Source organism: Alloyangia pacifica, assembly GCF_020524285.1.
GTDB classification, from domain to species: domain Bacteria; phylum Pseudomonadota; class Alphaproteobacteria; order Rhodobacterales; family Rhodobacteraceae; genus Salipiger; species Salipiger pacificus_B.
Window position 1 is genome coordinate 38,038 of the sequence record NZ_JAIVKX010000005.1, and the last position, 23,449, is coordinate 61,486.

A 23,449-nucleotide genomic window follows, 5' to 3' on the forward strand; every position below is an offset into this window, starting at 1 on the left:
GGCGGCGAATCCATTGTGTGCGTCTCCCTGATTTTCAATTTTTCGTTTTCGTTTCTGCCGCCTCGATTCGCATCCTCGGGAGGAAGAAATGACCACCATACTGCTGAACGGCGTCGAGCGAGATTTCGACGAAGACCCGTCCATGCCGCTGCTCTGGGCAATCCGGGATGTCGCGGGGCTCACCGGGACGAAATATGGCTGCGGCGCCGGGCTTTGCGGGGCCTGCACCGTGCATGTCGAGGGCAAGGCCGTGCGGGCCTGTCAGACTTCTCTCAGCGCCGTAGAGGGCAAGGAGGTCACCACGATCGAGGGTCTCGATCCCGAGGGCAACCATCCGGTCCAGGTCGCCTGGCGGGATCTCAATGTCCCGCAATGCGGCTTTTGCCAGCCCGGGCAGATCATGCAGGCGGCGGCGTTTCTCGGCGAGACTCCCAAACCTTCGGACGAGGAGATCCTCGCCGCCATGTCGGGCAACGTCTGCCGCTGCGGCTGCTACCAGCGCATTGTCGAGGCTGTCCGCCATGCCAGCACGGGGATCTGAGCCATGCTGAATTATCTCGAACCTCTGATCGAGTCTGCGGTCGCAAATGTACGGCTGGCCAAGGTCACGCGCCGGGGCGTCCTGGGAACCACGGGCGCCTTTGCTCTCGCCGCCTACGCGATGCCCGCGCGGGCGTTCGACACCTATGCCACCGGAGCTGCGAGCATGGAGCACGGGCTCGTGGAGGATCCGATGGTCTTCGTGTCGATCGACGCGGAGGGCACCGTGACGCTGGTCGCGCACCGCTCCGAAATGGGCACGGGCAGCAGGACGTCCATTCCTATGGTCATGGCCGACGAGATGGAGGCAGACTGGGCCCGGGTCAAAATCGTGCAAGCGCCCGGCGACGAGCCCAGGTACGGCAACCAGGACACCGACGGTTCGCGGTCGATGCGCCACCATATCCAGATGGCCCGGAAGATCGGCGGTGCGGTCCGCACGATGCTGGCGCGTGCCGCGGCCGAGCAATGGGGTCTCGACCCTGCTCAGGTCACCGTCGAGATGCACGAGGTGAAGGCCCCCTCGGGCCAGAGCCTCGGCTTCGGCGAACTGGCGGAGGCGGCGATGGCGCAGCCGGTTCCGGCGCATGAGGACATCGCCTACAAGTCCGAAGACCAATTCCGCTATATCGGCAAGGGTGAGGTGCAGATCACCGATCTCCATGACATCACCACCGGCAACGCCATCTACGGCGCCGACGTGATCCTTCCGGGAATGAAATGCGCGGTGATTGCCCGACCGCCCGTGGTCGGTGGCAAGGCGCTCTCCTTCGACGCGACCGAGGCACTGAAGGTGCCCGGCGTGGAGAGCGTGCACGAGCTCCCCTATGCCTCGATGCCGACGCAGTTCGCGCCGCTTGGGGGGATCGCCGTGGTGGCACGCAACACCTGGGCCGCGACGCAGGGGCGTGACCGGCTGGAGATCGAATGGGAGGCCGGGCCGCACGGTGGCTACAGCTCGGAGCCCTACATGGCTGAGATGATCGCGACCTCTGAACAGCCGGGCACCGTGGCGCGCGATCAGGGCGATTTCGACGCTGCGCTCGCCGGCGCCGCGAAAACCTTCACGGGCACCTACACGCAAGATCACATCGCGCATATCCCGATGGAGCCTCCGGCGGCGATCGCCAGTTACACGGCGGAAGGTCTCGAGATTTGGGCGCCCGTGCAGAGCCCCTACACGACGCGCAAGGATGCGGCCAAGGCGCTCGGGCTGGACATCGGGCAGGTGACGGTGAACGTTACGTTGCTCGGGGGCGGTTTCGGACGGAAATCCAAGGCCGATTTCGTCACCGAGGCGGCGCTTTTGTCGCGCGAGGTTGGCGCGCCGGTGCGCGTGCAATGGACCCGCGAGGACGATGTGAAGCACTCGTTCTACCACACGACCTCGGTGGAGCGCATCGACGTCGCGCTGGATGAGAGTGGCAAGGTGACCGGCTGGCGCCACCGGTCCGTGGCGCCCTCGATCCTGTCAACCTTCGCGCCGGACGAGGGCAACGTCTTGCCGCTCGAACTGGCGATGGGGATGACCGATCTTCCATTCGACCTGCCCAACATCCGCTGCGAGCACGGCAAGGCGCTGGCACACACCAGGATCGGCTGGTTCCGCTCGGTGTCGAACATCCCGCATGCCTGGGCGATCGGCTCCTGCGTCGGCGAACTCGCGCATGAACTCGGCAAGGACCAGAAGGAGATGTGGCTCGAGTTGATCGGGGCGCCGCGCAGCCTTGATCTCAAGCAGGCTGGGCTTTCCGATGATTTCTGGAACTACGGCGAGCCCATGGACGAGTTCCCGATCGAAACCGGGCGGCTCGCCAACGTTCTCAATGTCGCTGCCGATGGCATCGGCTACGGCCAGGACTTGCCCGAGGGCGAGGCGATCGGGCTTGCGGTGCATCGCAGCTTCGTCTCCTACGTCGCCTGCGCGGCGCGGGTGAAGGTGGTGGAGGGTCGGATCACCGTGCCCGAGATGCACATGGCCATCGACTGCGGATTCGCGGCGAATCCGGAACGCATCCAGAGCCAGTTGCAGGGCGCCGCGGTGATGGGCATGACCGTGGCATTGCACTCGGGGATCACCTTCGAAGACGGTGCTGTGATACAGTCCAACTATTACGACTACGACGTGGTCCGCTCCGACAATTTCCCCGCTGTGGTCACCCATATCGTGCCGCAGCCGTTCTCCGTTCATGCGACCGGAGTCGGAGAACCCGGCGTGCCGCCGGTCTCTCCGGCGATCGCCAACGCTCTGTTCGCGGCGACAGGAGAAAGGCGCCGGCACCTGCCGATGGGGACAGAGGCCTGAGCCACGAAGGTCTGCGCCGGCGCGCCCGGCGCAGACCGCATGTTGGACGCCGACTTGGACAGTCCAGATGCAAAGCTCAACAGGGGGGGTATGGCGAGCCGTGGAGGACTCGAACCCCCGACCTGAGAATTAGAAGTTCCCTGCTCTAATCCAGCTGAGCTAACGGCCCTTACTCCAAGACGTGTATTTACCGATCGTGTCGGCGGTGTCAATTTGCACCGCCCCTCTATCTTCGACTGTGCCGCAGGGGCCGCTTGCGGGCAGGGTTTCTGCCGGGGTTGATCCAGTCGAGACGGCTTTACCTGCACGTGCGATGGGTCGGCGGGGGCGCGACGCCCGGTGGAGCAGCCGGTGGCATGATGGCACGCCGGACGACGGCGCTGGCGCGAGCCGTGCCGGGCCAGCCCGGGCGGCTGGCAATGGCTGGCGCGCGGCACGCGTGAAATGGGCCGGTGTCGATCTCGCTCCAGCCGGCGAAGCGGTGGGCGGTTGGGCGGGCGCATGGACCGTCTGGCGCGTTTACGGGGCTTGGAGATCGTCCAAGCGCTGTGTTTGGCATGATTCGATACGAGACCGCAGACCAGGGCGGGATCGGCCCGCGCGTGGCCATTCCGTCGCGGCACGCCAGGGCCGGGAGCATCGCCGCGGCAGACCTTGGCGCCGGGGGCAGCGCACGCTGGCCGCCGCGCGAAGACCACACGCGGCATTAGCGCCGCGAGTTTACCCCGGTCTGCCATGCCGTTCCCCGCTGCATGCTCGGGCGCGACATTGAAGCGGCGTGGGTCTTTCACCTCCCCGCTGCCGGGGTTCCGGCGTGCCGGGGCGCCGGGGCTGTCGCCTTGAGATGCCGGTCGGTATGCGCTAAACGCCCCCGATCCGTCTTGTAGCCAACCGGTGAGCCGAAAATGAGCCGTATCTGGACCGACTACCTTGCCCCGCTTCTGGGCCGACCCGCGCGCGTTCAAATCGCCGCGCTCTGCCATCATGTCGGTGAGCAGGGGCCGGAAGTTCTGATGATCACCTCGCGCACCACCAAGCGCTGGATCCTGCCCAAGGGCTGGCCGATGCGCGGCACCGATGGCGCGGGCACCGCGCTGCAGGAGGCCTGGGAAGAAGCCGGGGTCAAGCATCGCGGGGCGCGGCCCTTCCGCATCGGGCAATACCGCTACAGCAAGATCGTCAACGGGCGCCTTCCGGTCACCACCGACGTCGATGTCTACGCGGTTGAGGTCGAGAAGCTGCTGGACAGATACCCCGAGATGAACGACCGCACCCGCCAGTGGATGACGCCAGAGGCCGCTGCGGAGGCCGTGGAGGAGGAGCAGCTCAAGTCCCTTCTCGCGGAGTTTCCGTCCCTGATCGACAGGACGCGCCAGCTCTGAGCCGCTGCAGGCCGCGGCCTGCTTCAGGACTCCCTGCTCCAGGATTGCAAGGACATTCGAAAGTGACCGATCAACCCACGCCTCAGTGGAAGACGCTCGACAAGGACCTGAACCGTCTGACGCGTCTCGAAGAGGCCACCATGTATGCCTCGAGACCGCTGGTCGGTGTCGGCATCAGCCTCGTGTTCGTCTCGCTCGCGGCCGTGGCTGCGGCGATCCTGACCGGCGGCGAGGCGCAAAGCCTCGCGGTGGTCGTGGCCGCCGCCTTCGGCGCCTACATGGCGCTCAACATCGGCGCCAATGACGTTGCCAACAACATGGGCCCAGCGGTGGGTGCCAAGGCGCTGTCGCTGCTCGGGGCCATTGCCATCGCGGCGGTCTTCGAGACCGCCGGGGCGCTGATCGCCGGCGGCGACGTGGTCTCGACCATCTCCAAGGGCATCATCGACCCGGCAGGGCTGGCCGACAGCATGGTTTTCGTGCGCGCGATGATGGCGGCGCTGCTCGCGGCCTCGATCTGGGTGAACATCGCCACATGGGTCGGCGCGCCGGTCTCGACCACCCACTCGGTGGTCGGCGGCGTGATGGGCGCGGGGATCATCGCCGCGGGTCTCGGCACGGTGAACTGGCCCACCATGGGCGCCATCGCCGCCAGCTGGGTGATCTCGCCGCTGCTCGGTGGCATCATCGCGGCGGCGATGCTCGCCTTCATCAAGTGGCGGGTGATCTACGTCGAGGACCGGATTGCCGCGGCCCGCACCTGGGTGCCGGTGCTGATCGGGATCATGGCGGCGGCCTTTGCGACGTATCTTTCGCTCAAGGGTCTGAAGAAGGTCGTCTCGATCGATTTCGGCTCGGCGCTGCTGATCGGCGCGGTGGCGGGGATCGTGGTCGGGCTTATCTCGGTGCCCTTCATCCGCCGCCAGTCGGCGGGGCTGGAGAACCGCGTGCGCTCGCTCAAGACCCTGTTCCGGCTGCCGCTGGTGGTCTCGGCGGCGCTTCTGTCCTTTGCGCATGGCGCGAATGACGTGGCCAATGCGGTCGGCCCGCTGGCGGCCATCGTCTACGTGCAGCAATCCGCGAGCGTCGCGGGCGAGGTGGCGATCCCGCTCTGGGTCATGGTGATCGGCGCGCTGGGCATCTCCTTCGGTCTCGTGCTCTTCGGCCCGAAGCTGATCGGCATGGTCGGCAACCAGATCACCAAGCTCAATCCCATGCGCGCCTACTGCGTGGCGCTCTCGGCCGCTGTGACGGTGATCGCGGCCTCCTGGCTCGGCCTGCCGGTGAGCTCGACCCATATCGCTGTCGGCGGCATCTTCGGCGTCGGCTTCTTCCGCGAATGGCACGCCGACCGCCGCGCCCGCCGGGTCCAGCGCGATCGCCGACCCGAGCCCATTCCGCGCCAGGAGCGCGCCCGCCGCAAGCTGGTCCGCCGCTCGCACTTCATGACGATCGTCGCAGCCTGGGTGATTACGGTTCCGGCGGCGGCGCTGCTTTCGGCGGCCTGCTTCCTGCTGCTGCGCGCCATAGGCTTCTGAGGCGCGCGGGGGCCGCTCTTCGGCGGTCCCTGCAGCCCGCCGGAAGAGCCTCTGTCTGCGGACGGCTTCAGACCGATTGCGCTTTCGGGGTAAGCGCAGAACGATTTTGACAACCGTGCAAATGGGAACGGCGGTTCACGATCAGTCCACTGCACAGATCTCCTCGCCCCCTGCCGCCGCAAGAAGAGCAAAGGGGCGGGTCTTTACGTCGTGCGCAGCAGGACTGTCCCGCCGCCACCTTGGACTGATCTTGCACGGGCCATCCCAGGCGTCTCATCGACCTCATTTTGTCGCCTGACGGCACGGGACACCTGCCGCCGGCTTCAAGGCCGCCGCCCGGATGTGGCAGGACGGCCGGTTGGAGGACGCCCTGCGGACGCGCTATTCGAGGTGGGACGGTGTCGCGGCTCAGGCGATGCTGGCGGGTGATCTTGAAACCGCAGCGGCCCCCGTGGAGGCAGGCAGGGTCGCCCACCTGCCGCGCTCCGGACGGCAGGAGAGGCTGGAGATGCTTGTGATCAGGTACATTGGCTGAGCGAGGTCCGATCGTCGCCCGCTATACGCCTGCACCGGCTCTCTGTTACTCGGGCCGGAGCAGGCCGCGCGGCGCCGGCGAGAGGTCCGGCGCGACATAGGCTGCTGCACGTCTGCCGGCATCATCGCGGGCGCCCACGAGATGGCGCGCGCGGGGAGGGGATCAGGCGCCGGAGGCGTTTGCGAAGTATCCGAGCTTCCGCGAGATGGTCGCGGCGAGCGCGCGCAGCGGAGCGACATGGTCGCCGTCCAGCGAGATGTCGATCTCCTCGGCGGCGCCGATCATCGTCACGGCAAGTTCAAGCTCGTCCGAGAAGTTGTAGACCGGCGCGGCGATGGCGGTGACGCCGGGCTGCGGGAAGGAGTAGGTGATCGAAACGCCTGTGCGCCGGACGGTCTCCAGCGGCGCGAGGATTTCGTCGAAGGGCGGGCAGGCGCCGACGTATCTTTGGGGGGCCCCCTCTGCCATCTGCAGGGCGGCGATCGCACGGGCTTCCGCCTCGTTCGTCAGCGCAGCAAAGAGCCGCCCGGTGGCCGTGCCCGTCACCGAGTAGACCGTGCCGGGTTGGGCAGAGCTGAGGATCTGGTCATTGGCCTGGGCCACGGCCGTGACCACGGGGCCATAGCGGCCCCAGACCGCGACCGAAATGGTTTACCCCAGCTTGCGGGCAACCTTCAGCGCCTCTTCCGAGGCGGTGATCTGCGGGTCCATCGTGAGCAGCCGCGACATGCCCAGTTCCAGACCGAAAGGCCCGATGGTGTAGCGTCCGGTCTGCGGATCGCGGGCCACCATGTGTCCGCGTAGCAGGCTGACGAGGTAGGCATGGACCTGCGCCTTGCTAAGCCCCGAGCGCAAGGCCAGCTCCGCGGCGCTGAGCGGGCCGTCGTTGTTCATGAACAGCCCGAGGAGCGACAGCCCGGTCTCGACGGCGCGGACGCCGCGCCCTTCCTTTTCGCTCGCGTCGCTCATGCCGGGGCCTCTTGCAGAACGTTCGTCGCGGCCAGCAGGGCCTGCAGCACCGGCCGCTCCTGCTCCGGGGCCATGGCGTCGGGAAAGCCGATCACCGAGATCGAAGCCACCAGCGCGCCACCGCGGAACACCGGCGCGGCAAGCGAGGCGAGATGCGGGACCGGGGTGCCTTCGGCATGAGCGTATCCGCCGGTGCGGATGATCCGGCAGAGGCTCGGGGCCATCTCCGGCGCGTCGCTCCAGGCATCGAAGAGACGGGCCGAGGCGCTGTTGCCGATCCGGTTTCGGGTGCCGGGGCGCAGGCTGAGGCTGGGGGTGCGCGGGCCCTGGATCGCGAAGATCACCGTCGGCTTTTGCTGTACGAGGCAATCCACGGTGACCATTTCCTCGATGTCGGTAGCCAGGCTGCGGGCGGTCTCGATGGTGGCGCGCAAGGTTGGGTCGTTGCGGATCACGTGTCGCGCAAGTGTCAGCGTTGCGTCTGACAGCGCGTAGCGGCCCGCGTCGCCGATCTGCTCGATCATGCCGAATTTTTTCAAGGAGCTCATATAGGTATGCGCCTGCGCTGAGGTGATGCCCGCGCAGACGGCAATGTCGCGCAACATCATCGGTCGGCCGTCTTTCCGGACGATCTCGAGAAGGCGCATCGCCATATCCACCGATTGGACGCCACGCTGCCGTTCCGGGCTCTTGACCATATTTGCTCCGCGGTTCGCTCCGGCAGGGCCCTGTGCGCCGCCGCTGCGCCAGTTTTCAAAGCTTTGCACGCCGGGTGCAAGCCGTTGCGGGAACGCAGCTGCCCCGTTCCGGTCGAGGTCCCTTTGCCGGGATGTGCATCCCTTCTCGACGCACGGGCTGCTGCTTTTGGTCGCTTTGGAGCCACGTTCGACCGCTTTCCCCGCCCGAACGCGAGATATGTGACATTATAAATTTGTAACAACAAAGATCAGTAGCTAGCCTGGGACACAAGATGACGAGAGGAATCGTCGATGGTCTAGCTATCCGTTTCAGCCAAAACTCAGCCGATCGGGCGCGTGGGCCGGCGCGCTTTCACTGGTCTGTCTGCGTGACGCCCGCAGGGCGCCGGGTTTCGCCAAGGTCAGGTCGTCCCGGCGCAATGAGCCCCGCGTCCAAAGCCGAAAGATGATCGCCGCCTCGGGGTGCAGGCCCCGGCTCCAGCGAACGTCACCCCGGTTGCGGATCGCTGCCGCAGGTCTGCCGACCCCATTTAACCCGCTGTTGCCGAGCCAGACGCCGCGCCGACAACACGCTTTGCGCGGCTGCAAGCGCAGCCGCACAGCCCAATGGCGCCCGGACATTGGGGCGCAGCTGTATCCATTCATTCTGTTCGAGAGAAAGACGTAGAACCGATGCCTGCCTATGAGAGCCTTTTCGAGCCGCTGCAGATCCGCAACCTGACGATCCGCAATCGCTTCCTGTCGACCAGCCATGAGCCGGGATACGTGCTGGCGGGGAACATCACCGACCGTTACATCGACTACCAGGCCGAGAAGGCCAAGGGCGGCATCGGTCTCACCCAGTTCGGCGGCGCGACGGCCGTCTCGGCCGAAAACTCGTTCTACTACGGCCAGATCAACGGGTCGGTGGATGCGGTGATCCCGCAATTCCGCAAGATGTCCGCCGCGATTCATGAGCATGGCGCGCTGTGCACGGTGCAGCTGACCCACGGCGGACGCCGCGAGCGCTGGGACATGACCAATTGGCTGCCGACCTTCTCGTCCTCGCCGCTGCGCGAGATCATCCACGGCACCTTCCCGGCGACGATGGAGGATTACGACATCCGCCGCACCATCGAGAATTACGCAGCCGCGGCGGCCCGCGTGCGCGAAGGCGATGTCGATGGGGTGGAGATTTCCTGCCAGGCGGGCACGCTGATCGAACAGTTCTGGTCGCCCGCGATGAACCATCGCACCGATGGTTACGGCGGATCCCTGGCGAACCGCATGCGTTTCGGCCTCGAGATCCTCGAGGCGGTGCGCAAACGCGTCGGCGACGATTACGTGATCGGGATCCGGATGCCCGGCGACGAGATGATGAAGGGCGGCCTCTCGCAGGACGATTGCCTCGAGATCGCCCGGACCTATGCGTCGAGCGGGCTGCTCGATTTCATCAGCGTCGTCGGAGGGCAGGCGTCGGACTACAAGTCCGAGGCACGGCTCTGGCCGACCATGTGGGTGCCCTCGGCGGCCTACCTGCCGCTTGCCAAGGCGGTGCGCGACGAGGTCGGCAGCCAGGTCAAGATCTTCCACGCCTCCCGGATGACCGACGCGGCCACGGCCGAACACGCGCTGAAGGGCGGGTTTACCGACATGGTCGGCATGACGCGGGCCTTCCTCGCCGATCCGCATCACATCAACAAGCTGAGGGCAGGGGACGAAGAGAACATCCGCCCCTGCGTCGGTGTCGGCTACTGCGTCGACCGTGCCATTCGCGGCATCGACGCGCTCTGCGCCCATAACGTCGCCACCTCGCGCGAGGCGACGATCCCGCAGGTCGTCAAACCCGCGCAGATCAAGAAGAAGGTCGTGGTGGTCGGCGGAGGGCCCGCCGGAATGGAGGCGGCACGGGTGAGCGCGCGGCGCGGGCATTCGGTGGTGCTCTTCGAGGCGGCAAGCGATCTGGGCGGGCAGCTGCTGCTGGCGTCGCGCACCACGTGGCGCCGCGACATGTCGGGCATCACCGCCTGGCTGGCACGGCAGATGGAGATCCTGAAGGTCGACGTGCGCACCAACACATTTGCCGAGCTCGATGACGTTCTGGCCGAAGAGCCGGACGCGGTGATCATCGCGACCGGCGGATTGCCCAATGTCGGCAGTTTTGCAGGCGCCGATCTGGCGACCAGCGTCTGGGACGTCCTGTCGGGCAGCGCGCCGGTGGGCGAGGAGGTGCTGCTCGTTGACGAGAACGGAACAGCCTCGAGCGCATCGACGGCGGAATTCTGTGCGGACAAGGGCGCCCAGGTCCGCATCGTCACGCCCGACCGCGAGTTCGGCCGAGAGATCGGCGGTACCAACCTCGGTGCCCACATGACGGAGCTCTATTCCCATGACGTGCGCATCGAAACCGATACGCGGGTGAGCGCCCTGACCCGCCAGGGCAACAAGATCGCCGCGACGCTTGAAAACACCTACAGCGAGAAGCAGCGGACGGTGCTGGTGGATCAGGTCGTCGGGGACAACGGCACATTGCCGAACGATGATCTCTACCAGGAGCTGAAACCGCTTTCGAGCAACCTGGGAGAGGTCGACCTGCGCGCGCTGGCAGACGCCCGTGCGCAGACTGTCGTGACAAATCCGGAAGGGAAGTTCGCGGTCTACAAGGTCGGTGACGCCTGGTCCTGCCGCAACCTGCATGCCTCGATGCTCGACGCGGCGCGGATCACCCATCCGCTCTGAGCGGGACGCGGAGTGAAGATGTCACCTCCCGGCACCATGCCCCGGGAGGTGACGCGGCAGTTGTCAGGACGCGAGGCCCAGCGAGCCCCGGGCAAGGTTCAGCTTTTCCGTAGGCGGCGTGCGGAAGGTCAGGCGTTCGCTTTTGACGTAGCCGGTCTGCAGGTAGAGATCGGTCATCGCTTCGAGATACTTGAACGACGCGGTGGTCGCGTCGAGCACGGTGACCCCGGTCCCCGGGACCTCGGTATAGCCCGCGGCGCGCAGCATCGGGCCGTAGTAGGTGCAGCCCGTCAGGATCACTTCGGCACCGTCGGCGATGCAGCCCTTCGCCACTTCCTCGAAGCGCGGAATGACGGCCGAACGGGCATCCTTCAGCGTGTCGAGCAGCAGGCAGGCGTCGGATTCGGGGGTGAAGCTTCGTGCGGGGCGGGGGATGGCCCGTGCGCTGAAGCCGTAGGCCTCGATATCGCGGGTGATCGCGACGGTGGTCTTCTCCGACACGGTGATCACGCCGAACTTCTTGCCCATCGCCATCGCGGCCATCATCGACTGCTCACCGACCGAGCCGACCGGGATGGTCAGCGCCTCGCGCGCTTCGTAGAGCGGGTCGTTCCAGCAGCCGAGATAGACGGCGTCGAATCCGTCGGCCTGGGCCTGCAGCGCCGCTTCGGCGAAGAGCACAGAGTTCATGTGCTCGGCGTACATCGAGCGGGTGAAGCAGCCGCTCTTGGGAAGGTAGCGAAATTCGATCTCGGTGTCGGGGCGCGCGGTGGCGCGGACATCCGCATGCAGCATGTCGAAGAGCGGCGCGACGTCCGGCATCTCGGAGGTGGGGTGGATCCAGCAAATCTTCATGTGAGTCGTCCGATGGGGCCGCCTCTGAGGGCGGCGGTTGCACTGCGGACTTACTGACAGTTGTTATAACATGTGTGCAACATGAGATGACGAAATAGACGAGGCCGACAGGACCTCCGCAAGGCGGATGCTCAATGCTTCGGCATCCCGAGCAGACGAGACTCGCCTCTGCGGGTGCCTAAATTTTCATCATGTGCCCAAGCTGTGTTCGGAGGGGATTCTGCAGAATGATCCATAAGTAACTGTAAAATATAACTTATGGTGTCTCTGACGCAAAACGCGCGACTTGCTTGATGACGACGCCGCTTGTTGGATACGAAAAATTTGTTACAACAAATATGCATCGGCATAAGAGCCGGGACCAAAGACCAAGAACTGATCCAACAGAGGGAAATTCCATGACCGGACCCAAGGGACTGATCGCAGCGGGCATCGCTGCAGCTGCCCATCTCGCATTCTCGACCCCTGTCTACGCCGCCGAAAGCGAGACGCTGGCAGCTGTGCAGGAACGCGGCGTTCTCAACTGCCCGGGCCACAACGGCTCGTATCTCGGCCTCGCCGAAGTGGACGACAAGGGCGAGTGGAAAGGCTTCGACATCGACCTGTGCCGCGCCGTCGCGACGGCGATCTTCGGCACCTATGAAGATCACGTGAACATCGTGCCGCTGTCCTGGGCGCAGCGCTGGCCGGCCCTGCAGTCGGGCGAAGTCGACACGATCATCAAGGCATCGGGCTGGACGCTCGGCCGCGACGCCGAGCTCGGCTTCCAGTTCTCGAACATCTACATGCTCGCGCCGACGAAAATCCTCGTGCCCAAGAGCCTCGGCGCCGAAAGCGTGGCCGATCTCGACGGCGGAGCGGTCTGCGTGCCCGCAGGCACCTCGACCGAGCGGTCGGTGGCCGAATACCTCGAGCGCGTCGGCATCGAGATGGAGTTCGTCACCTCCGAGAAGACCGAGGAATCCGAGGCCGCCTTCCTCTCGGGCCGTTGCGACGCCTTCGCTCAGTGGGACGTGCAGCTGGCGGTTCTGCGCCTCAAGAGCGGCAAGCCCGACGACTACATGATCCTGCCCGACTCGATCGCCGCCGAACCGGTCGGCGCGCTGGTGCGCGAAGGCGATGACGACTGGCTCGACATCATCAACTTCACCCTGACCACGCTGCTCGCTGCTGAAGAAGCCGGCGTGACCTCGGAAAACGTCGACGAGATGAAGGCCAACCCGCCGGCACCCGGGATCGGCAAGATGCTCGGCGCCACCCCGGGCTACGGCGAACGCATCGGTCTTAGCGACGACTGGGGCTACAACGTGATCAAGGTGATGGGCAACTACTCCGAGATGTTCGAGCGCAACCTCGGCAAGGAAAGCCCCTACGGTCTCGATCGCGGCGTGAACGCGCTGTGGCAGGATGGCGGCGTCCTCTGGCCGATCCTGATCGACTGATCCTTAAGGCCAATGGCCCCGCCCGCACCACGGCGGGCGGGGCCCCTCCGCCCACTCTGCAAATTCCGGACAAATCTTGGGAGAGGACATGACCTCTTACCGCCGCACACGCGCCTTCTGGATCCAGGTTGCCGCCGGGCTCGCCCTGATCGTCGCCGTGGTCCTGCTGGTCCGCGCCGCTCAGACCTCGCTCGCCGCACAGGGGGTCACGTCGGGCTTCGGCTTCCTCCAGCGCTCCACCGGTTGGGACATCTCGTTCAGCCTCATCCCCTACACCATCAGCGACCCTTACTGGAAAGTTCTGCTCGCGGGGCTTCTGAACACGCTTTTTCTGGGGGTGATCGGCCTTGCGCTGGCCTCGGTGCTGGGGGTGATCGTCGGCACGCTGCGCACCGCCAACAATGCCGTGCTCAACGCCTTCGGGACGACCTATGTCGAAGTGTTGCGCAACGTGCCGCTGATCCTGCAGGCGTTCTTCTGGTACGCGGTGTTCACGCACCTGCCGCGGCCGAAGCAGGCGCTGGTTCTCGCGGATGCGGTGGTCCTCAGCTCGCGCGGTATCTACCTGCCCGGAATGAACATTTCCGCCTCGGCCGGGATGATCGGCGGTGCGCTGATCCTTGCGGGGGTGATCCTCGCGCTGGTGCTGTCGCTCCTGCCGCGCCCGACCCTTGCGCGCCGTCGCATGCTGCCCAGACTGTCGCGCATCGCGCTCTTTGGCGGTTTCGGCCTGGGCGTGCTGGTCATGCTGCTGGGCAAGGAGGCGGGCATGCCGCTGCTGAACGTGGCCGAGCTCAAGGGGCTGCGCTTTGACGGCGGGGTCCGCATCTCGCCCGAGTTCGCCGCGCTGCTGGTGGCCATGAGCCTCTACGGCGGCGCCTATCTCGGCGAGATCATCCGCGCCGGCTTCATGTCGGTGAGCCGCGGTCAGATCGAGGCGGCGAAGGCGCTTGGCCTCACCACGTGGCAGGTGTTCTCACGGGTGCGGCTGCCGATGGCGCTGCGTGCGGTGCTGCCGACGCTGACCAACCAATATGTCTGGCTGCTCAAGGCCACCACGCTGGGCATCGCCGTGGGCTATTCCGATTTCTTCCTCGTCATCTCGACCTCGATCAACCAGAGCGGCCAGACCGTCGAGTTGATCCTCATCCTGATGGCGGGCTTCCTGATCATGAACAACGTGCTGGCCGGGATCATGAATTTCATCAACCGCCGCATCGCGCTGCGCGGCACGCAGCTTCGGACGTAAGGAGTGCCAAGGATGAGTGACGCAACACTCCAAGCAGATCGCGCCCGCCCGCCGGTTTCCCCCTTTGTCGAGCGGCTCAAGGAGCGCCTGTTTCCCACGCCGCTGAGCGGATTGCTTTCGGCGCTGGGGATCGCGGCGGCGCTGTGGATCGCCTTCGTGCTGATCCGCTGGGCCTTCCTCGACGCCACCTTCACCGGCACGCCCGAGGATTGTCAGCAGACAACCGGCGCCTGCTGGGCGGTGATCTCGGCGCGCTGGCGGCTGATGTTCTTCGGCCTCTACCCCTACGAGTTGCACTGGCGGTCGGGGATCGCCGGGCTGATCCTGATCGCCGTTATCGTCGCAAGCTGCGTGCCGGTGTTCTGGAGCGCGACGCGGCTGGCGCTGCTCTGGGTTGTCAGCTTCGCGCTGTTCTGGATCATCATGCACGGCGGGGTGTTCGGGCTCGAGACCGTGACCGAGGAGAAATGGGGCGGGCTGACCCTGTCGATCTTCATCTTCTGCGGCACGGCACTGGTTGGCATGCCTCTGGCCATCGTACTGGCGCTGCTGCGGCGCTCGCGCTACCCGCTGGTCGCCAAGGTGGCGGCGGTGCTGATCGACACGGTGCGCTCGCTGCCGCTGGTGACGATCCTCTTCACCGTCTCGATCCTGCTGCCGATCCTTATGCCGGACATGCCGCTGTCCAAGATCTCGCGGGTCATCCTCGGCATGGCGTTGTTCTTCGCCGCCTACCAGGCCGAGATCATCCGCTCGGGCATCCAGTCGCTGCCGGTGGGGCAGGAGGAGGCGGCCAAGGCGCTCGGCCTCGGCTACTGGCACCGCATGACCCGCGTGGTCCTGCCGCAGGCCTTCCGCCGCGCGCTGCCGCCGACGATCAGCCAGTTCGCCATCAGCTTCAAGGAAGTGGCGCTGGTCATCATCATCGGCGTCTTCGACTTCCTCGCCTCCGGCAACGCCGCCTACGGCTCGGGCGAATGGGCCTTCACCTATGTCGAGGTCTACGTCTTCCTCGCCTTCGTCTACTTCCTCTTCGTCTTCTCCCTTTCGCGATACGGCGCCTATCTGGAACGCCGCATGCGCGTGGGCAAATAAGGAGCGCCGCGCATGACCGTCGCTGTCTCGATCTCTCACGTCGACAAGTTCTATGGCTCGTTCAAGGTGCTGCATGACGTGTCGCTCAACGTCAACGAAGGCGAAAAAGTGGTGATCTGCGGCCCGTCGGGCTCGGGCAAGTCGACCCTGATCCGCTGCATCAACCAGCTCGAAGAGCACCAGTCGGGCGACATTGCGGTGCTTGGCCGGACCATCGACGGGCAGGGCAAGCACATCGACTTCATCCGCCGCGACGTCGGCATGGTGTTCCAGAACTTCAACCTCTTCCCGCATATGACCATCCTCGAGAACTGCGTGCTGGCGCCGATGCTGACCCGCAAGACACCGCGCGAAGAGGCAGAGGCCATCGCCATGCAGTACCTCGAGCGGGTGCGCATCCCCGAGCAGGCCAACAAGTACCCCGGCGAGCTTTCGGGCGGGCAGCAGCAGCGCGTGGCGATCGCCCGGGCGCTGTGCATGAAGCCCAAGGTGATGCTGTTCGACGAGCCGACCTCGGCGCTCGACCCCGAGATGATCTCGGAGGTGCTCGACGTGATGGTGGGCCTCGCCGAGGAGGGCATGACCATGCTCTGCGTCACCCACGAAATGGGGTTCGCCCGGCAGGTGGCCGACAAGGTGATCTTCATGGATCAGGGCCGCATCGTCGAAACCGCGCCACCCGAAGAGTTTTTCTCGGCCCCGAAGAACGCGCGGACGCGCGACTTCCTTTCTCAGGTTCTGGCACATTGAAGGACTCCACCATGTCAGATGAAATCGTTCTGGTGACCGGCGCTGCGCATGGCATCGGCCTTGCCTGCGCGCAGCGCTTCGCCGCCGAGGGCTATGCGGTGGCCCTCGTGGACCGCGACGACAGCGCGCTGAGCGCGGCGCTCGCGACGCTGCCCGAGGGTACGAAGGCCGAAATCTTCCCCGGCGATGTCGCGGATGCGGCGCAGGTCGAACGGATCGTCGCCGAGGCCGAGACGGCGCTTGGCCCGATCACCGCGCTGGTGACCAGTGCCGGGATCATCCGGGCGAAACCCAGCTTCGAGGTCAGCCCCGAAGAGTTCCGCGAGCACCTCGACATCAATGTGACGGGCAGCTTCCTCTACGCGCAGGCGGTCGGCAAGCGCATGGCGCAGCGCGGTGGCGGGTCGATCGTGATGATCGGCTCGGTTTACGGCGCGTCGGGCGCGCCGCTGCGCGCGGCCTACTGCGCCTCGAAGGGCGCGGTGCACAACCTCGTGGCCGCGCTCTCGGTCGAATGGGGCGAGCTTGGCATCCGGGTCAACGCCGTGGCGCCCACCGGCACCCGCACCGCCATGGTGCAGGGCCTCATCGACCAGGGCATCTACAACCTCGACGGGGTGCGCGGCCGGACGCCGCTGCGCCGCCTCGCCGAGCCCGAAGAGATCGCCGACGGCTGCTTCTTTCTTGCCTCGAAACACGCGGGCATGATCAGTGGCCACGTTCTCCCGGTCGACGGCGGGCTGCTGTCGAACGGCTACCCCACTGTACTCTCCTGAAGGACCGAATTCCTATGGCACCCAAGCGCGAAAACATCTCCTCGGGCTCGAAGTTCGAGGCGGCCTATGGCTATTCCCGCGCCGTGAGGGTCGGCGACACGCTTTATATCTCCGGCACCATCGGCATGGACTATGCCAAGGGCGAGATGAGCGAAGACCCGATCGAACAGCTTCACCAGGTGATCGAGAACTTCAAGCTGCCGCTCGAGAAGGCCGGCGCAAAGCTCACCGATATCGTGCAGATCACCACCTATGTCTCGGCCCCCGAGATCTTCACCACCGTCGGTCCCGAGATGGGCAAGATCTTCGCGGACACGCTGCCGGTCAATGCCGCGCTCGTGGTCGATTTCCCGGTGCCCGGGGTGAAGGTGGAGATCGCTGCCGTGGCGGTCATCGGCTGCGGCGACTGAAAGGACACATCATGGAAAAGATCAACTATCGCGGCCTCAGCTTCACCGTGATCCCGATGGACGCCTGCGTGCCCACCGGCGAGCGTCTCGCCGCGGCGGGCAAGCACTGGCACAGCCACGTGCTGTCGCCGGGCTGCGTGCACAATCCCTTCGATGGTCACTACGCCGTCGTCGTCGAAGATGACGCAGAGAACATCACCTATATCGCCGAGGGCACCGAAGCCTTTCCCGAGGCCGACAAGGTGCTGGTGAAGATGCTGCATGGCGATGACATCCTCGATCCCGCCGCCGCCAAGGGAGGCTCCGAGGCAGCCAAGGACTCGCTGCTGCTCGCGCATATCCTGCGCCTGCAGGAGAAGGGGCTGCGCTGGCACCACCACATGCATTTCCCCGGCTGCGCCTTCAATCCGCATCCGGGCAAATGGTCGATCGGCGTGGAAAGCCCGGGGGCGTTCTATGCCGAGGCCTTCGACGACGAGCCGGTGGACACGCTGCGCGAAGTCGAGGTCATCTACTTCGGCAACCTCGAGAAAGCCTGATCCTGCAACCGCTCCACGCCGGAGCAACTGGAAAGACCGTGATATGACCACCGCAAACTGGGTCGACACAACAATGGACGGCGTCGCTTGGGCCAAGACCTGCGGCGAAGACCGGCCCGAGCGCCCGGCTCTCGAAGGCGAGGCCGAGGCCGATCTCGTCATCGTGGGCGCCGGCTTCCTTGGCACGATGACGGCGCTGCGCGCGGCGCAGGCCGGGCTGAAGGTGCTCGTGCTCGAAGGCGGCCGCGTGGCCTCCGGCGCCTCGGGCCGCAACGGCGGCTACGTGGTGCCGCATTTCCCCGGCGCCGTCAGCCCGCAGATGGTCGAGGGCTATCTGGGGCGCGAGAAGGGCCGCAAGCTGTGCGAACTTGTGATGTCCGGGCCGAACCGGCTCGCAGAGATCGTCAAGCACTACCGAATCCGCAGCGACTACCTGCAGAACGGCTGGCTGCAACCGGCGCATGACGAGGTCGCGCTCGGCAAGACCCGCGCGATCTACGAGCAGTGGAAGTCGCTCGGCGCGCCGGTCTCATGGCTCGACGCCGGCGAGGTCGCGGCCGAGCTCGGGGCGGGCGGCTATCTCGGTGGCTGGCGCAACCCCGAGGGCGCGGTGATCAACCCGATGGGCCAGTCGCTGGGCTTTGCCCGCGCCGCCGAGGCCGAAGGTGCGGTGATCCACGAGCATAGCCGCGTCGAGAGCATCGTGCAGGATCCGGGGCAAAAAGCCGTGGTGCGGGGCGAGAACTTCCGCGTGACCGCCGGCAAGGTGCTGATCGCCACCAACGCCTACACCGACGATCTGCTGCCCGAGCTGCGCAAGACGGTGATCCCGGTGCGGCTGTGGCACACCACCACCAAGCCGCTCTCGCCGGAGCTGCGCAAGACGATCCTGCCGAACAACGCCTGCTTCACCGACCTGCGCAAGAGCGGCGGCTTTGGCCGGCTCGATATCGAGGGCCGACTGGTTTCGGGCGGCTCCTGTCTGGGCGTGGCGCGGGATGCCAAGGGCTATGGTCTTGCCCATGCCCGCGCGCGGATCAACGCGCTCTACCCCGCGCTGCGCGGCCAGCCGCTCGAGTTCGACAGCTACTGGGAGGGGTATGTCGCGGTCACCGACAACTACCTGCCGCACATGCAGCGGCTCCGGCCCGACGTCTTCTCGGTCATCGGCTTCGGCACGCGCGGGGTGAACCTCGCGCCGAACCTCGGCCTGCTGCTCGGCGATTTCTTCGGCGGCAAGCTCGGGCTCGCGGACATCCCGCTCGAGCAGGTCGACGGCGTCCGCAAGATCGCCGCGCATGGCATCAAGAGTGCCGTCGCGCAGCAGATCTTCCCCTACTACAAGTTCCGCGACCGCAAGAGTTTCGTGGTCTGATCCGGTCGCAGAAAATTAGCGAGTACACGGGGCGGGCCTTCTGGCTCGCCTCTTTTTTTTGTGCTCCGTCCAGCTTGGCCAGTGCGCAAAAAAAGGGCCCCGATGGCAGGGCCACCGGGGCAGTCGGGGAGGTTACCCGTTCACTCGGCGCTGCGGAGCAATTCGTTGATCAGCCGGGCCGTCATCTGCGGTGCCTCGAGCTGCGGCACATGGCCGATCCCGGGCAGGCGGTGCAGGCCGACATGGGCAGGAAGGCCCTCTGCCTGCGACGCGGGGAGCACGGCATCCGCCTGTCCCCAGATCACCCGCACCGGCATTTCAAGATATTCGAGCCGGTGCCGGACCTGCTGCACCTGCGTGCCGGTGCCGAAGAGCCGCGCGGCCAGGGATCGCAGAGCAGGGCCATTGCCCATCGCGTCGCGCTGGCGCAACACGGCCCGCGCAAACCCGTCCGGAAGCGTCGCCGGTTGGGCCACCATGGTGTCGAGCCAGGGTTGCAGCGCTTCGGGCGTTTCCGCCTCGGCGAGCCCGTTGATGAAGGCGGTATTGGCCTGCGGCCCCATGCCGCCCGGCGCGATCAGCCCGAGCGAGCGTACCTCGACGAGCCCGAGATCGGCCAGCAGAACGGCGACGGCTCCGCCAAGCGAATGGCCCACGACATGCGCGGCCTCGACGCCCGCGGCGCGGAGCTGGTCGGCGATACCGAACGCCAGGTCTTCGAGCCGCGTGGCCCCGGCCTGCGGCGCGCTGCCATGGCCGGGGAGTTCCGGCGTCAACACCGCATGTCCGCGATCGAGCAGGGGCTTCAATGCGCGCCAGCCAGACTTGTCGTCGGCAAATCCGTGGATCAGCACGATGGGCGCCGCCGAGGCGGTGCTGCCCTTCGGAGCAGCCGGGGCAGACCCGGCCACCGAAGCGCTCGGTGCGCGGGCCGGCGCAGCAGGGGCGGGCTCGGCGGCACGCGATGCATGTGCCTCGACATCCGCGCGCCGGATCCGGCCCCGGGGGCCCGAGCCTTCGACCGCGGCGAGATCCACGCCAAGTTTGCCTGCGACACGCCGCGCGAGGGGGCTGACCCGCTGCCGACCCGCCTGCAACACGGCGAGCTGTGCCGCGCGGTTCGAGGGGGCTGCCGCGGGGGCTGCTTGACTGGAGGCCGCCTCGGACGGAACCACTGCGGCCGGCTCCTCTGGAGCGGGTGCATCTGCCGGCATCTCGTCAAGGCTTTCAGCAATCGTGCCGAGGCGCTGGCCGACCGGGGCCTCATCGCCGACGGCGAAGCGCATCTCGACAAGGTAGCCATCCGAAGGCGCTTCGACCTCGGTGGCGGCCTTGGCGGTCTCGACGGTGACGATGACGTCCCCCGCCTTTACCGGGTCGCCGAGCGCCGCACCCCATTCGAGGATGACCACGTCTTCCATGTATTCGCCGCCCGCGGCGTCGATCTGGATGGGAAACTGCATGACCGCCCCCTCAGCCCAGCGTCGCGCGGGCTGCGGCCGCGATTTTCTCGGCGTTCGGCAGCACCGCGTCTTCGAGTGGTTGCGAATAGGGCACCGGCATATCGGGCAGGGTCACGCGGGCCACCGGCGCGTCGAGATCGTCGAAGCAGAGCTCCATGATGGTCGCCGAGATCTCGGCGGCATAGCCACAGAATTTCCAGCCCTCGTTGACCACCACCGCGTGGTTGGTCTTGGCCACCGAGAGCTGGATCGCCGCGGCGTCGAGCGGGCGCAGGCTGCGCAGGTCGATCACCTCGGCCGAGATGCCATCGGCAGCAAGCAGCGTCGCGGCCTTCTCGGCCTCGATCACCATCTTGGACGTGGCGAAGATCGACACATCCGTGCCTTCGGTCACCGTGCGGGCCTTGCCGATCTCGATCAGCCCCTCGTCCTCGAGGTCGACCTCGCCGCGGGTGTTGTAGAGCAGCTTGTGCTCGAGGAAGATCACCGGGCGCGGATCGCGGATCGCCGCCTTCAGCAGACCGCGCGCGTCCGAGGGGGTGACGGGCGCCACCACCTGCAGGCCGGGGATATGAGCGACCAGCGCGTCCAGCGCCTTGGAATGCTGGGCACCGGCACCGGCACCGCCGCCGCCCTGCGTGCGCAGCACGAAAGGCATCTGCACCTGTTCTTTCCAGATGTACTCGTAGATCGACGCTTGGTTGATCAGCGCGTCGAGCGAGAGCGGCAGGAAGTCGGCATACATGATCTCGAGGACCGGGCGCGTGCCGGTCATCGCGGCGGTCACCGCCATCGCGGTCAGCGCCTGTTCCGAGATCGGCGTATCACGCACACGGATCTCGCCGAACTCTTCCATCAAGCCTTTGGAAACTTTAAAAACCCCGCCGTAGGTTCCAATGTCTTCGCCAAACAGGAAGACAGAGGGATCGCGGGTCATTTCCTCGCGCAGGGCGGTATTCAGGGCTTCGGCATAGCGCAGCTTTGCCATGTCAGAGCACCTCGCTGTAGGGGCGCGTGTAGGCGCATTCTTCAAATTCGGGGAGCGGGTCGGCGAGGGCACGGGCCATTGCAGCCTGGACCTCTTCCTCGGCCTGCGTGCGGACCACGTCGAGCTTTGCGTCCTCGATATGCCCGGAGAGGGCGGCGCGGGCGATCTCGATTGGATCGCGCTTCTTCCATTCCGCGATGGTCTCGGGGTCCTGGTAGCCGCCCATGTCGGAGGTCGAGAACCCTTCCCAGCGGTAGGTCTTGCACTCGACGAAGCCGGGGCCTTCGCCACGACGCGCGCGGTCGACCATCTCGGCGACGGCGCGGTACACGGCGATGGCGTCATTGCCATCAACGATGGCGGTCGGAATGCCGTAGGCGGCGGCGCGGGTCGAGAGGTCCTCGGTCGGCCCCTGCCGCGAGGAATGCACCGTCAGCCCGTATTCGTTGTGTTCGAGCACATAGACCACCGGCAGTTTCCACAGCGCGGCCATGTTGAGGGATTCATGCCAGATGCCGGTCTGCGAGGCGCCGTCGCCGAAGATGGTCATGGCGACACGGTCATTGCCCAGCACCTGGTTCGACAGCGCCATGCCGGTCGCGGCGGGGATGCCCGCGCCGACGATGGCATTGCCGCCGATCATGCCTTTTTCGACATCGGCCACCAGCATATGCCCGGCGCGGCCGCCGCAAAGGCCGGTGCTGCGCCCGAGGATCTCGGCGGCAATACCGTGCAGGTCGACGCCCTTGCCGACGTAATGCGCGTGGCCGCGGTGCGTGGAGGTCAGGTAATCATCGGCGCCCAGCATCGCGGTGGCCGCAACGCCAACGGCTTCCTGCCCGTCGCAGCGGTGGATCGGGCCGCGGGTCTTGCCTTCTTTGCTGAGAGCTCCGAACGCCTCTTCAAGGCGTCGCACGAGGATCATCTTTCGATACATCTCGACCTGGTCGTCGAGGCTTGGTGAGTTTTTCATACCGTTATCTGGTCCTTCAAATCTGTTATAACAAATACCGGTGTGATGTGCGGTGGACAAGCTGAATCCGTGCTGGCGGCAGGGAGGAAGGGGCGCACGCACAAAAAAAAGACGCCCGCGAAAGCGGACGTCGTTTCTGCGAGGTCGCCGCGCCAAGTCGCGCCGCTATTTGGCGGAGCGGATCATCTCGATGAGGTAGCCGCTCGACTGCTCGATATCGACGCGGATCGTGTCGCACAGGCGGTCGGCGTCCCGGGCCCTCAGCGCCTTCAGTATCTGTTGGTGATTCTCCAGCCCGGTGCCGATTTCGCCGTAGTCCGGGTAGATCACGTTCAGATAGGAGCCCATCTTGAGCCAGCAGCTTTCGATGATGCGCAGCAGCGTCGGCATGTCGGATCGGCCGTAAATCCCGAAATGGAACCGCCAGTTCTGCGACATTAGCTTGGAAAAGTCCTTGTCTTCGTCCGATTTGCAGACCTCGGCGTTGATCTCGGTCAGCGCGTCGATGTCGGCGTCGGTGAGATGCGGAAGCGCCTCGCGTGCGGCCAGACCCTCGAGGTTGACGCGGATCTTGGTCAACTCGACGATCTGCGCCTCGTCGAGCTTGGGCACGAAGATCGTTCCGTTCGCGCCGCTTTCGAGGATCCCTTCGGCCATCAGGTTGTAGAGCGCCTCGCGCGCCGGGGTGAGCGATACGTTGAGGGCGCTCGCCACCGCGCGGATGGTCAGCTTCTGCCCGGGCTGGAAACGGCCGGCCATCAGGGCAGAGCGCAGCTCTTCCCGGACAATCATGCCCAGCGTTTCCTTGCGGGCAATGGGCTCGATGCCTTCGAGTGCTGCGATCATGGG

Annotated in this window: 21 protein-coding genes, 1 tRNA gene and 1 pseudogene; 13 read left to right on the forward strand and 10 right to left on the reverse strand. The window is 66.0% G+C overall.

The features are described from left to right. Nucleotides 1–88 precede the first annotated feature (88 nt). Together LC039_RS08520 and LC039_RS08525 are read left to right on the forward strand one after the other, a co-directional pair. Entirely contained in the window at nt 89–541 is a 453-nt protein-coding gene (locus LC039_RS08520) for a (2Fe-2S)-binding protein (RefSeq protein WP_226623247.1), read from the forward strand. Nucleotides 542–544: 3 nt separating this feature from the next. After that, nucleotides 545–2,845 (forward strand): xanthine dehydrogenase family protein molybdopterin-binding subunit, encoded by a 2,301-nt coding sequence (locus tag LC039_RS08525; RefSeq protein WP_226623248.1) that lies wholly within the window; start codon nt 545–547, stop codon nt 2,843–2,845. Between the two features lie 91 nt (nt 2,846–2,936). Here LC039_RS08525 and LC039_RS08530 read toward each other — a convergent pair. Further along, a tRNA-Arg gene (locus LC039_RS08530) sits at nt 2,937–3,014 on the reverse strand. A gap of 736 nt (nt 3,015–3,750) precedes the next feature. Here LC039_RS08530 and LC039_RS08535 point away from each other — a divergent pair. Together LC039_RS08535 and LC039_RS08540 are read left to right on the forward strand one after the other, a co-directional pair. Then, entirely contained in the window at nt 3,751–4,227 is a 477-nt protein-coding gene (locus LC039_RS08535; RefSeq protein WP_226623249.1) for an NUDIX hydrolase, read from the forward strand. A 62-nt stretch (nt 4,228–4,289) separates the two neighbouring features. Next, nucleotides 4,290–5,765 (forward strand): inorganic phosphate transporter, encoded by a 1,476-nt coding sequence (locus tag LC039_RS08540; protein WP_226623250.1) that lies wholly within the window; start codon nt 4,290–4,292, stop codon nt 5,763–5,765. A gap of 697 nt (nt 5,766–6,462) precedes the next feature. Here the strand turns inward: LC039_RS08540 and LC039_RS08545 are convergent. The 4 genes and pseudogenes from LC039_RS08545 to LC039_RS27060 all read right to left on the reverse strand — a co-directional run. Continuing rightward, nucleotides 6,463–6,903 (reverse strand): IclR family transcriptional regulator C-terminal domain-containing protein, encoded by a 441-nt coding sequence (locus LC039_RS08545; RefSeq protein ID WP_226623251.1) that lies wholly within the window; start codon nt 6,901–6,903, stop codon nt 6,463–6,465. A gap of 48 nt (nt 6,904–6,951) precedes the next feature. Further along, entirely contained in the window at nt 6,952–7,269 is a 318-nt protein-coding gene (locus LC039_RS08550; RefSeq protein WP_226623252.1) for a helix-turn-helix domain-containing protein, read from the reverse strand. Further along, nucleotides 7,266–7,793, reverse strand: coding sequence for a hypothetical protein (locus tag LC039_RS08555; protein WP_413463821.1), 528 nt, complete (start codon nt 7,791–7,793; stop codon nt 7,266–7,268). Before LC039_RS08555 ends, LC039_RS08550 begins: the two co-directional genes overlap by 4 nt. After that, nucleotides 7,794–7,967, reverse strand: a pseudogene (locus tag LC039_RS27060) (helix-turn-helix domain-containing protein); the annotation flags it as partial. A 672-nt stretch (nt 7,968–8,639) separates the two neighbouring features. Here LC039_RS27060 and LC039_RS08560 point away from each other — a divergent pair. After that, complete coding sequence (locus LC039_RS08560) at nt 8,640–10,685, forward strand: FAD-dependent oxidoreductase (RefSeq protein ID WP_226623254.1); 2,046 nt, start codon at nt 8,640–8,642, stop codon at nt 10,683–10,685. A gap of 63 nt (nt 10,686–10,748) precedes the next feature. Here LC039_RS08560 and LC039_RS08565 read toward each other — a convergent pair whose 3' ends face one another. After that, entirely contained in the window at nt 10,749–11,540 is a 792-nt protein-coding gene (locus LC039_RS08565; protein WP_226623255.1) for an aspartate/glutamate racemase family protein, read from the reverse strand. A 398-nt stretch (nt 11,541–11,938) separates the two neighbouring features. Between LC039_RS08565 and LC039_RS08570 the strand changes: the two genes are divergently transcribed. From LC039_RS08570 to LC039_RS08605, 8 genes are all read left to right on the forward strand, one after another. Beyond that, a complete protein-coding gene (locus LC039_RS08570) occupies nt 11,939–12,982 on the forward strand; it encodes an amino acid ABC transporter substrate-binding protein (RefSeq protein WP_226623256.1) in 1,044 nt (347 codons plus the stop codon). 88 nt (nt 12,983–13,070) lie between these two features. Then, on the forward strand, nt 13,071–14,231 hold the full coding sequence (locus LC039_RS08575; RefSeq protein WP_226623257.1) for an amino acid ABC transporter permease: 1,161 nt from the start codon (nt 13,071–13,073) through the stop codon (nt 14,229–14,231). Between the two features lie 12 nt (nt 14,232–14,243). Further along, nucleotides 14,244–15,326, forward strand: coding sequence for an amino acid ABC transporter permease (locus tag LC039_RS08580; protein WP_226623258.1), 1,083 nt, complete (start codon nt 14,244–14,246; stop codon nt 15,324–15,326). Between the two features lie 12 nt (nt 15,327–15,338). Continuing rightward, the gene (locus tag LC039_RS08585; protein ID WP_226623259.1) at nt 15,339–16,076 is read left to right on the forward strand and encodes an amino acid ABC transporter ATP-binding protein; all 738 of its coding nucleotides are present in this window, start codon (nt 15,339–15,341) and stop codon (nt 16,074–16,076) included. An 11-nt stretch (nt 16,077–16,087) separates the two neighbouring features. Next, on the forward strand, nt 16,088–16,852 hold the full coding sequence (locus LC039_RS08590) for an SDR family NAD(P)-dependent oxidoreductase (RefSeq protein WP_226623260.1): 765 nt from the start codon (nt 16,088–16,090) through the stop codon (nt 16,850–16,852). Between the two features lie 14 nt (nt 16,853–16,866). After that, nucleotides 16,867–17,262 (forward strand): Rid family hydrolase, encoded by a 396-nt coding sequence (locus LC039_RS08595; protein WP_226623261.1) that lies wholly within the window; start codon nt 16,867–16,869, stop codon nt 17,260–17,262. Nucleotides 17,263–17,273: 11 nt separating this feature from the next. Then, the gene (locus LC039_RS08600; protein WP_226623262.1) at nt 17,274–17,801 is read left to right on the forward strand and encodes a hypothetical protein; all 528 of its coding nucleotides are present in this window, start codon (nt 17,274–17,276) and stop codon (nt 17,799–17,801) included. Nucleotides 17,802–17,844: 43 nt separating this feature from the next. Beyond that, nucleotides 17,845–19,176, forward strand: a complete 1,332-nt coding sequence (locus tag LC039_RS08605) for an NAD(P)/FAD-dependent oxidoreductase (protein WP_226623263.1) — start codon at nt 17,845–17,847, stop codon at nt 19,174–19,176. A gap of 140 nt (nt 19,177–19,316) precedes the next feature. Here LC039_RS08605 and LC039_RS08610 read toward each other — a convergent pair whose 3' ends face one another. The 4 genes from LC039_RS08610 to LC039_RS08625 form a co-directional block, all read right to left on the reverse strand. After that, on the reverse strand, nt 19,317–20,639 hold the full coding sequence (locus tag LC039_RS08610; RefSeq protein ID WP_226623264.1) for an acetoin dehydrogenase dihydrolipoyllysine-residue acetyltransferase subunit: 1,323 nt from the start codon (nt 20,637–20,639) through the stop codon (nt 19,317–19,319). 10 nt (nt 20,640–20,649) lie between these two features. Further along, nucleotides 20,650–21,627 (reverse strand): alpha-ketoacid dehydrogenase subunit beta, encoded by a 978-nt coding sequence (locus LC039_RS08615; RefSeq protein WP_226623265.1) that lies wholly within the window; start codon nt 21,625–21,627, stop codon nt 20,650–20,652. A gap of 1 nt (nt 21,628) precedes the next feature. Further along, nucleotides 21,629–22,600, reverse strand: coding sequence for a thiamine pyrophosphate-dependent dehydrogenase E1 component subunit alpha (locus tag LC039_RS08620; RefSeq protein WP_226623266.1), 972 nt, complete (start codon nt 22,598–22,600; stop codon nt 21,629–21,631). A gap of 165 nt (nt 22,601–22,765) precedes the next feature. Continuing rightward, nucleotides 22,766–23,446 (reverse strand): GntR family transcriptional regulator, encoded by a 681-nt coding sequence (locus LC039_RS08625; RefSeq protein WP_226623267.1) that lies wholly within the window; start codon nt 23,444–23,446, stop codon nt 22,766–22,768. Between the last annotated feature and the right edge of the window lie 3 nt (nt 23,447–23,449).

Coding starts and splice junctions, on each gene's coding strand:
- LC039_RS08520 (WP_226623247.1), top strand. CDS start 89: ATGACCACCATACTGCTGAACGGCGTCGAGCGAGATTTCGACGAAGAC.
- LC039_RS08525 (WP_226623248.1), top strand. CDS start 545: ATGCTGAATTATCTCGAACCTCTGATCGAGTCTGCGGTCGCAAATGTA.
- LC039_RS08535 (WP_226623249.1), top strand. CDS start 3,751: ATGAGCCGTATCTGGACCGACTACCTTGCCCCGCTTCTGGGCCGACCC.
- LC039_RS08550 (WP_226623252.1), bottom strand. CDS start 7,269: ATGAGCGACGCGAGCGAAAAGGAAGGGCGCGGCGTCCGCGCCGTCGAG.
- LC039_RS08555 (WP_413463821.1), bottom strand. CDS start 7,793: ATGATCGAGCAGATCGGCGACGCGGGCCGCTACGCGCTGTCAGACGCA.
- LC039_RS08560 (WP_226623254.1), top strand. CDS start 8,640: ATGCCTGCCTATGAGAGCCTTTTCGAGCCGCTGCAGATCCGCAACCTG.
- LC039_RS08565 (WP_226623255.1), bottom strand. CDS start 11,540: ATGAAGATTTGCTGGATCCACCCCACCTCCGAGATGCCGGACGTCGCG.
- LC039_RS08570 (WP_226623256.1), top strand. CDS start 11,939: ATGACCGGACCCAAGGGACTGATCGCAGCGGGCATCGCTGCAGCTGCC.
- LC039_RS08575 (WP_226623257.1), top strand. CDS start 13,071: ATGACCTCTTACCGCCGCACACGCGCCTTCTGGATCCAGGTTGCCGCC.
- LC039_RS08580 (WP_226623258.1), top strand. CDS start 14,244: ATGAGTGACGCAACACTCCAAGCAGATCGCGCCCGCCCGCCGGTTTCC.
- LC039_RS08585 (WP_226623259.1), top strand. CDS start 15,339: ATGACCGTCGCTGTCTCGATCTCTCACGTCGACAAGTTCTATGGCTCG.
- LC039_RS08590 (WP_226623260.1), top strand. CDS start 16,088: ATGTCAGATGAAATCGTTCTGGTGACCGGCGCTGCGCATGGCATCGGC.
- LC039_RS08595 (WP_226623261.1), top strand. CDS start 16,867: ATGGCACCCAAGCGCGAAAACATCTCCTCGGGCTCGAAGTTCGAGGCG.
- LC039_RS08600 (WP_226623262.1), top strand. CDS start 17,274: ATGGAAAAGATCAACTATCGCGGCCTCAGCTTCACCGTGATCCCGATG.
- LC039_RS08605 (WP_226623263.1), top strand. CDS start 17,845: ATGACCACCGCAAACTGGGTCGACACAACAATGGACGGCGTCGCTTGG.
- LC039_RS08610 (WP_226623264.1), bottom strand. CDS start 20,639: ATGCAGTTTCCCATCCAGATCGACGCCGCGGGCGGCGAATACATGGAA.
- LC039_RS08615 (WP_226623265.1), bottom strand. CDS start 21,627: ATGGCAAAGCTGCGCTATGCCGAAGCCCTGAATACCGCCCTGCGCGAG.
- LC039_RS08620 (WP_226623266.1), bottom strand. CDS start 22,600: ATGAAAAACTCACCAAGCCTCGACGACCAGGTCGAGATGTATCGAAAG.
- LC039_RS08625 (WP_226623267.1), bottom strand. CDS start 23,446: ATGATCGCAGCACTCGAAGGCATCGAGCCCATTGCCCGCAAGGAAACG.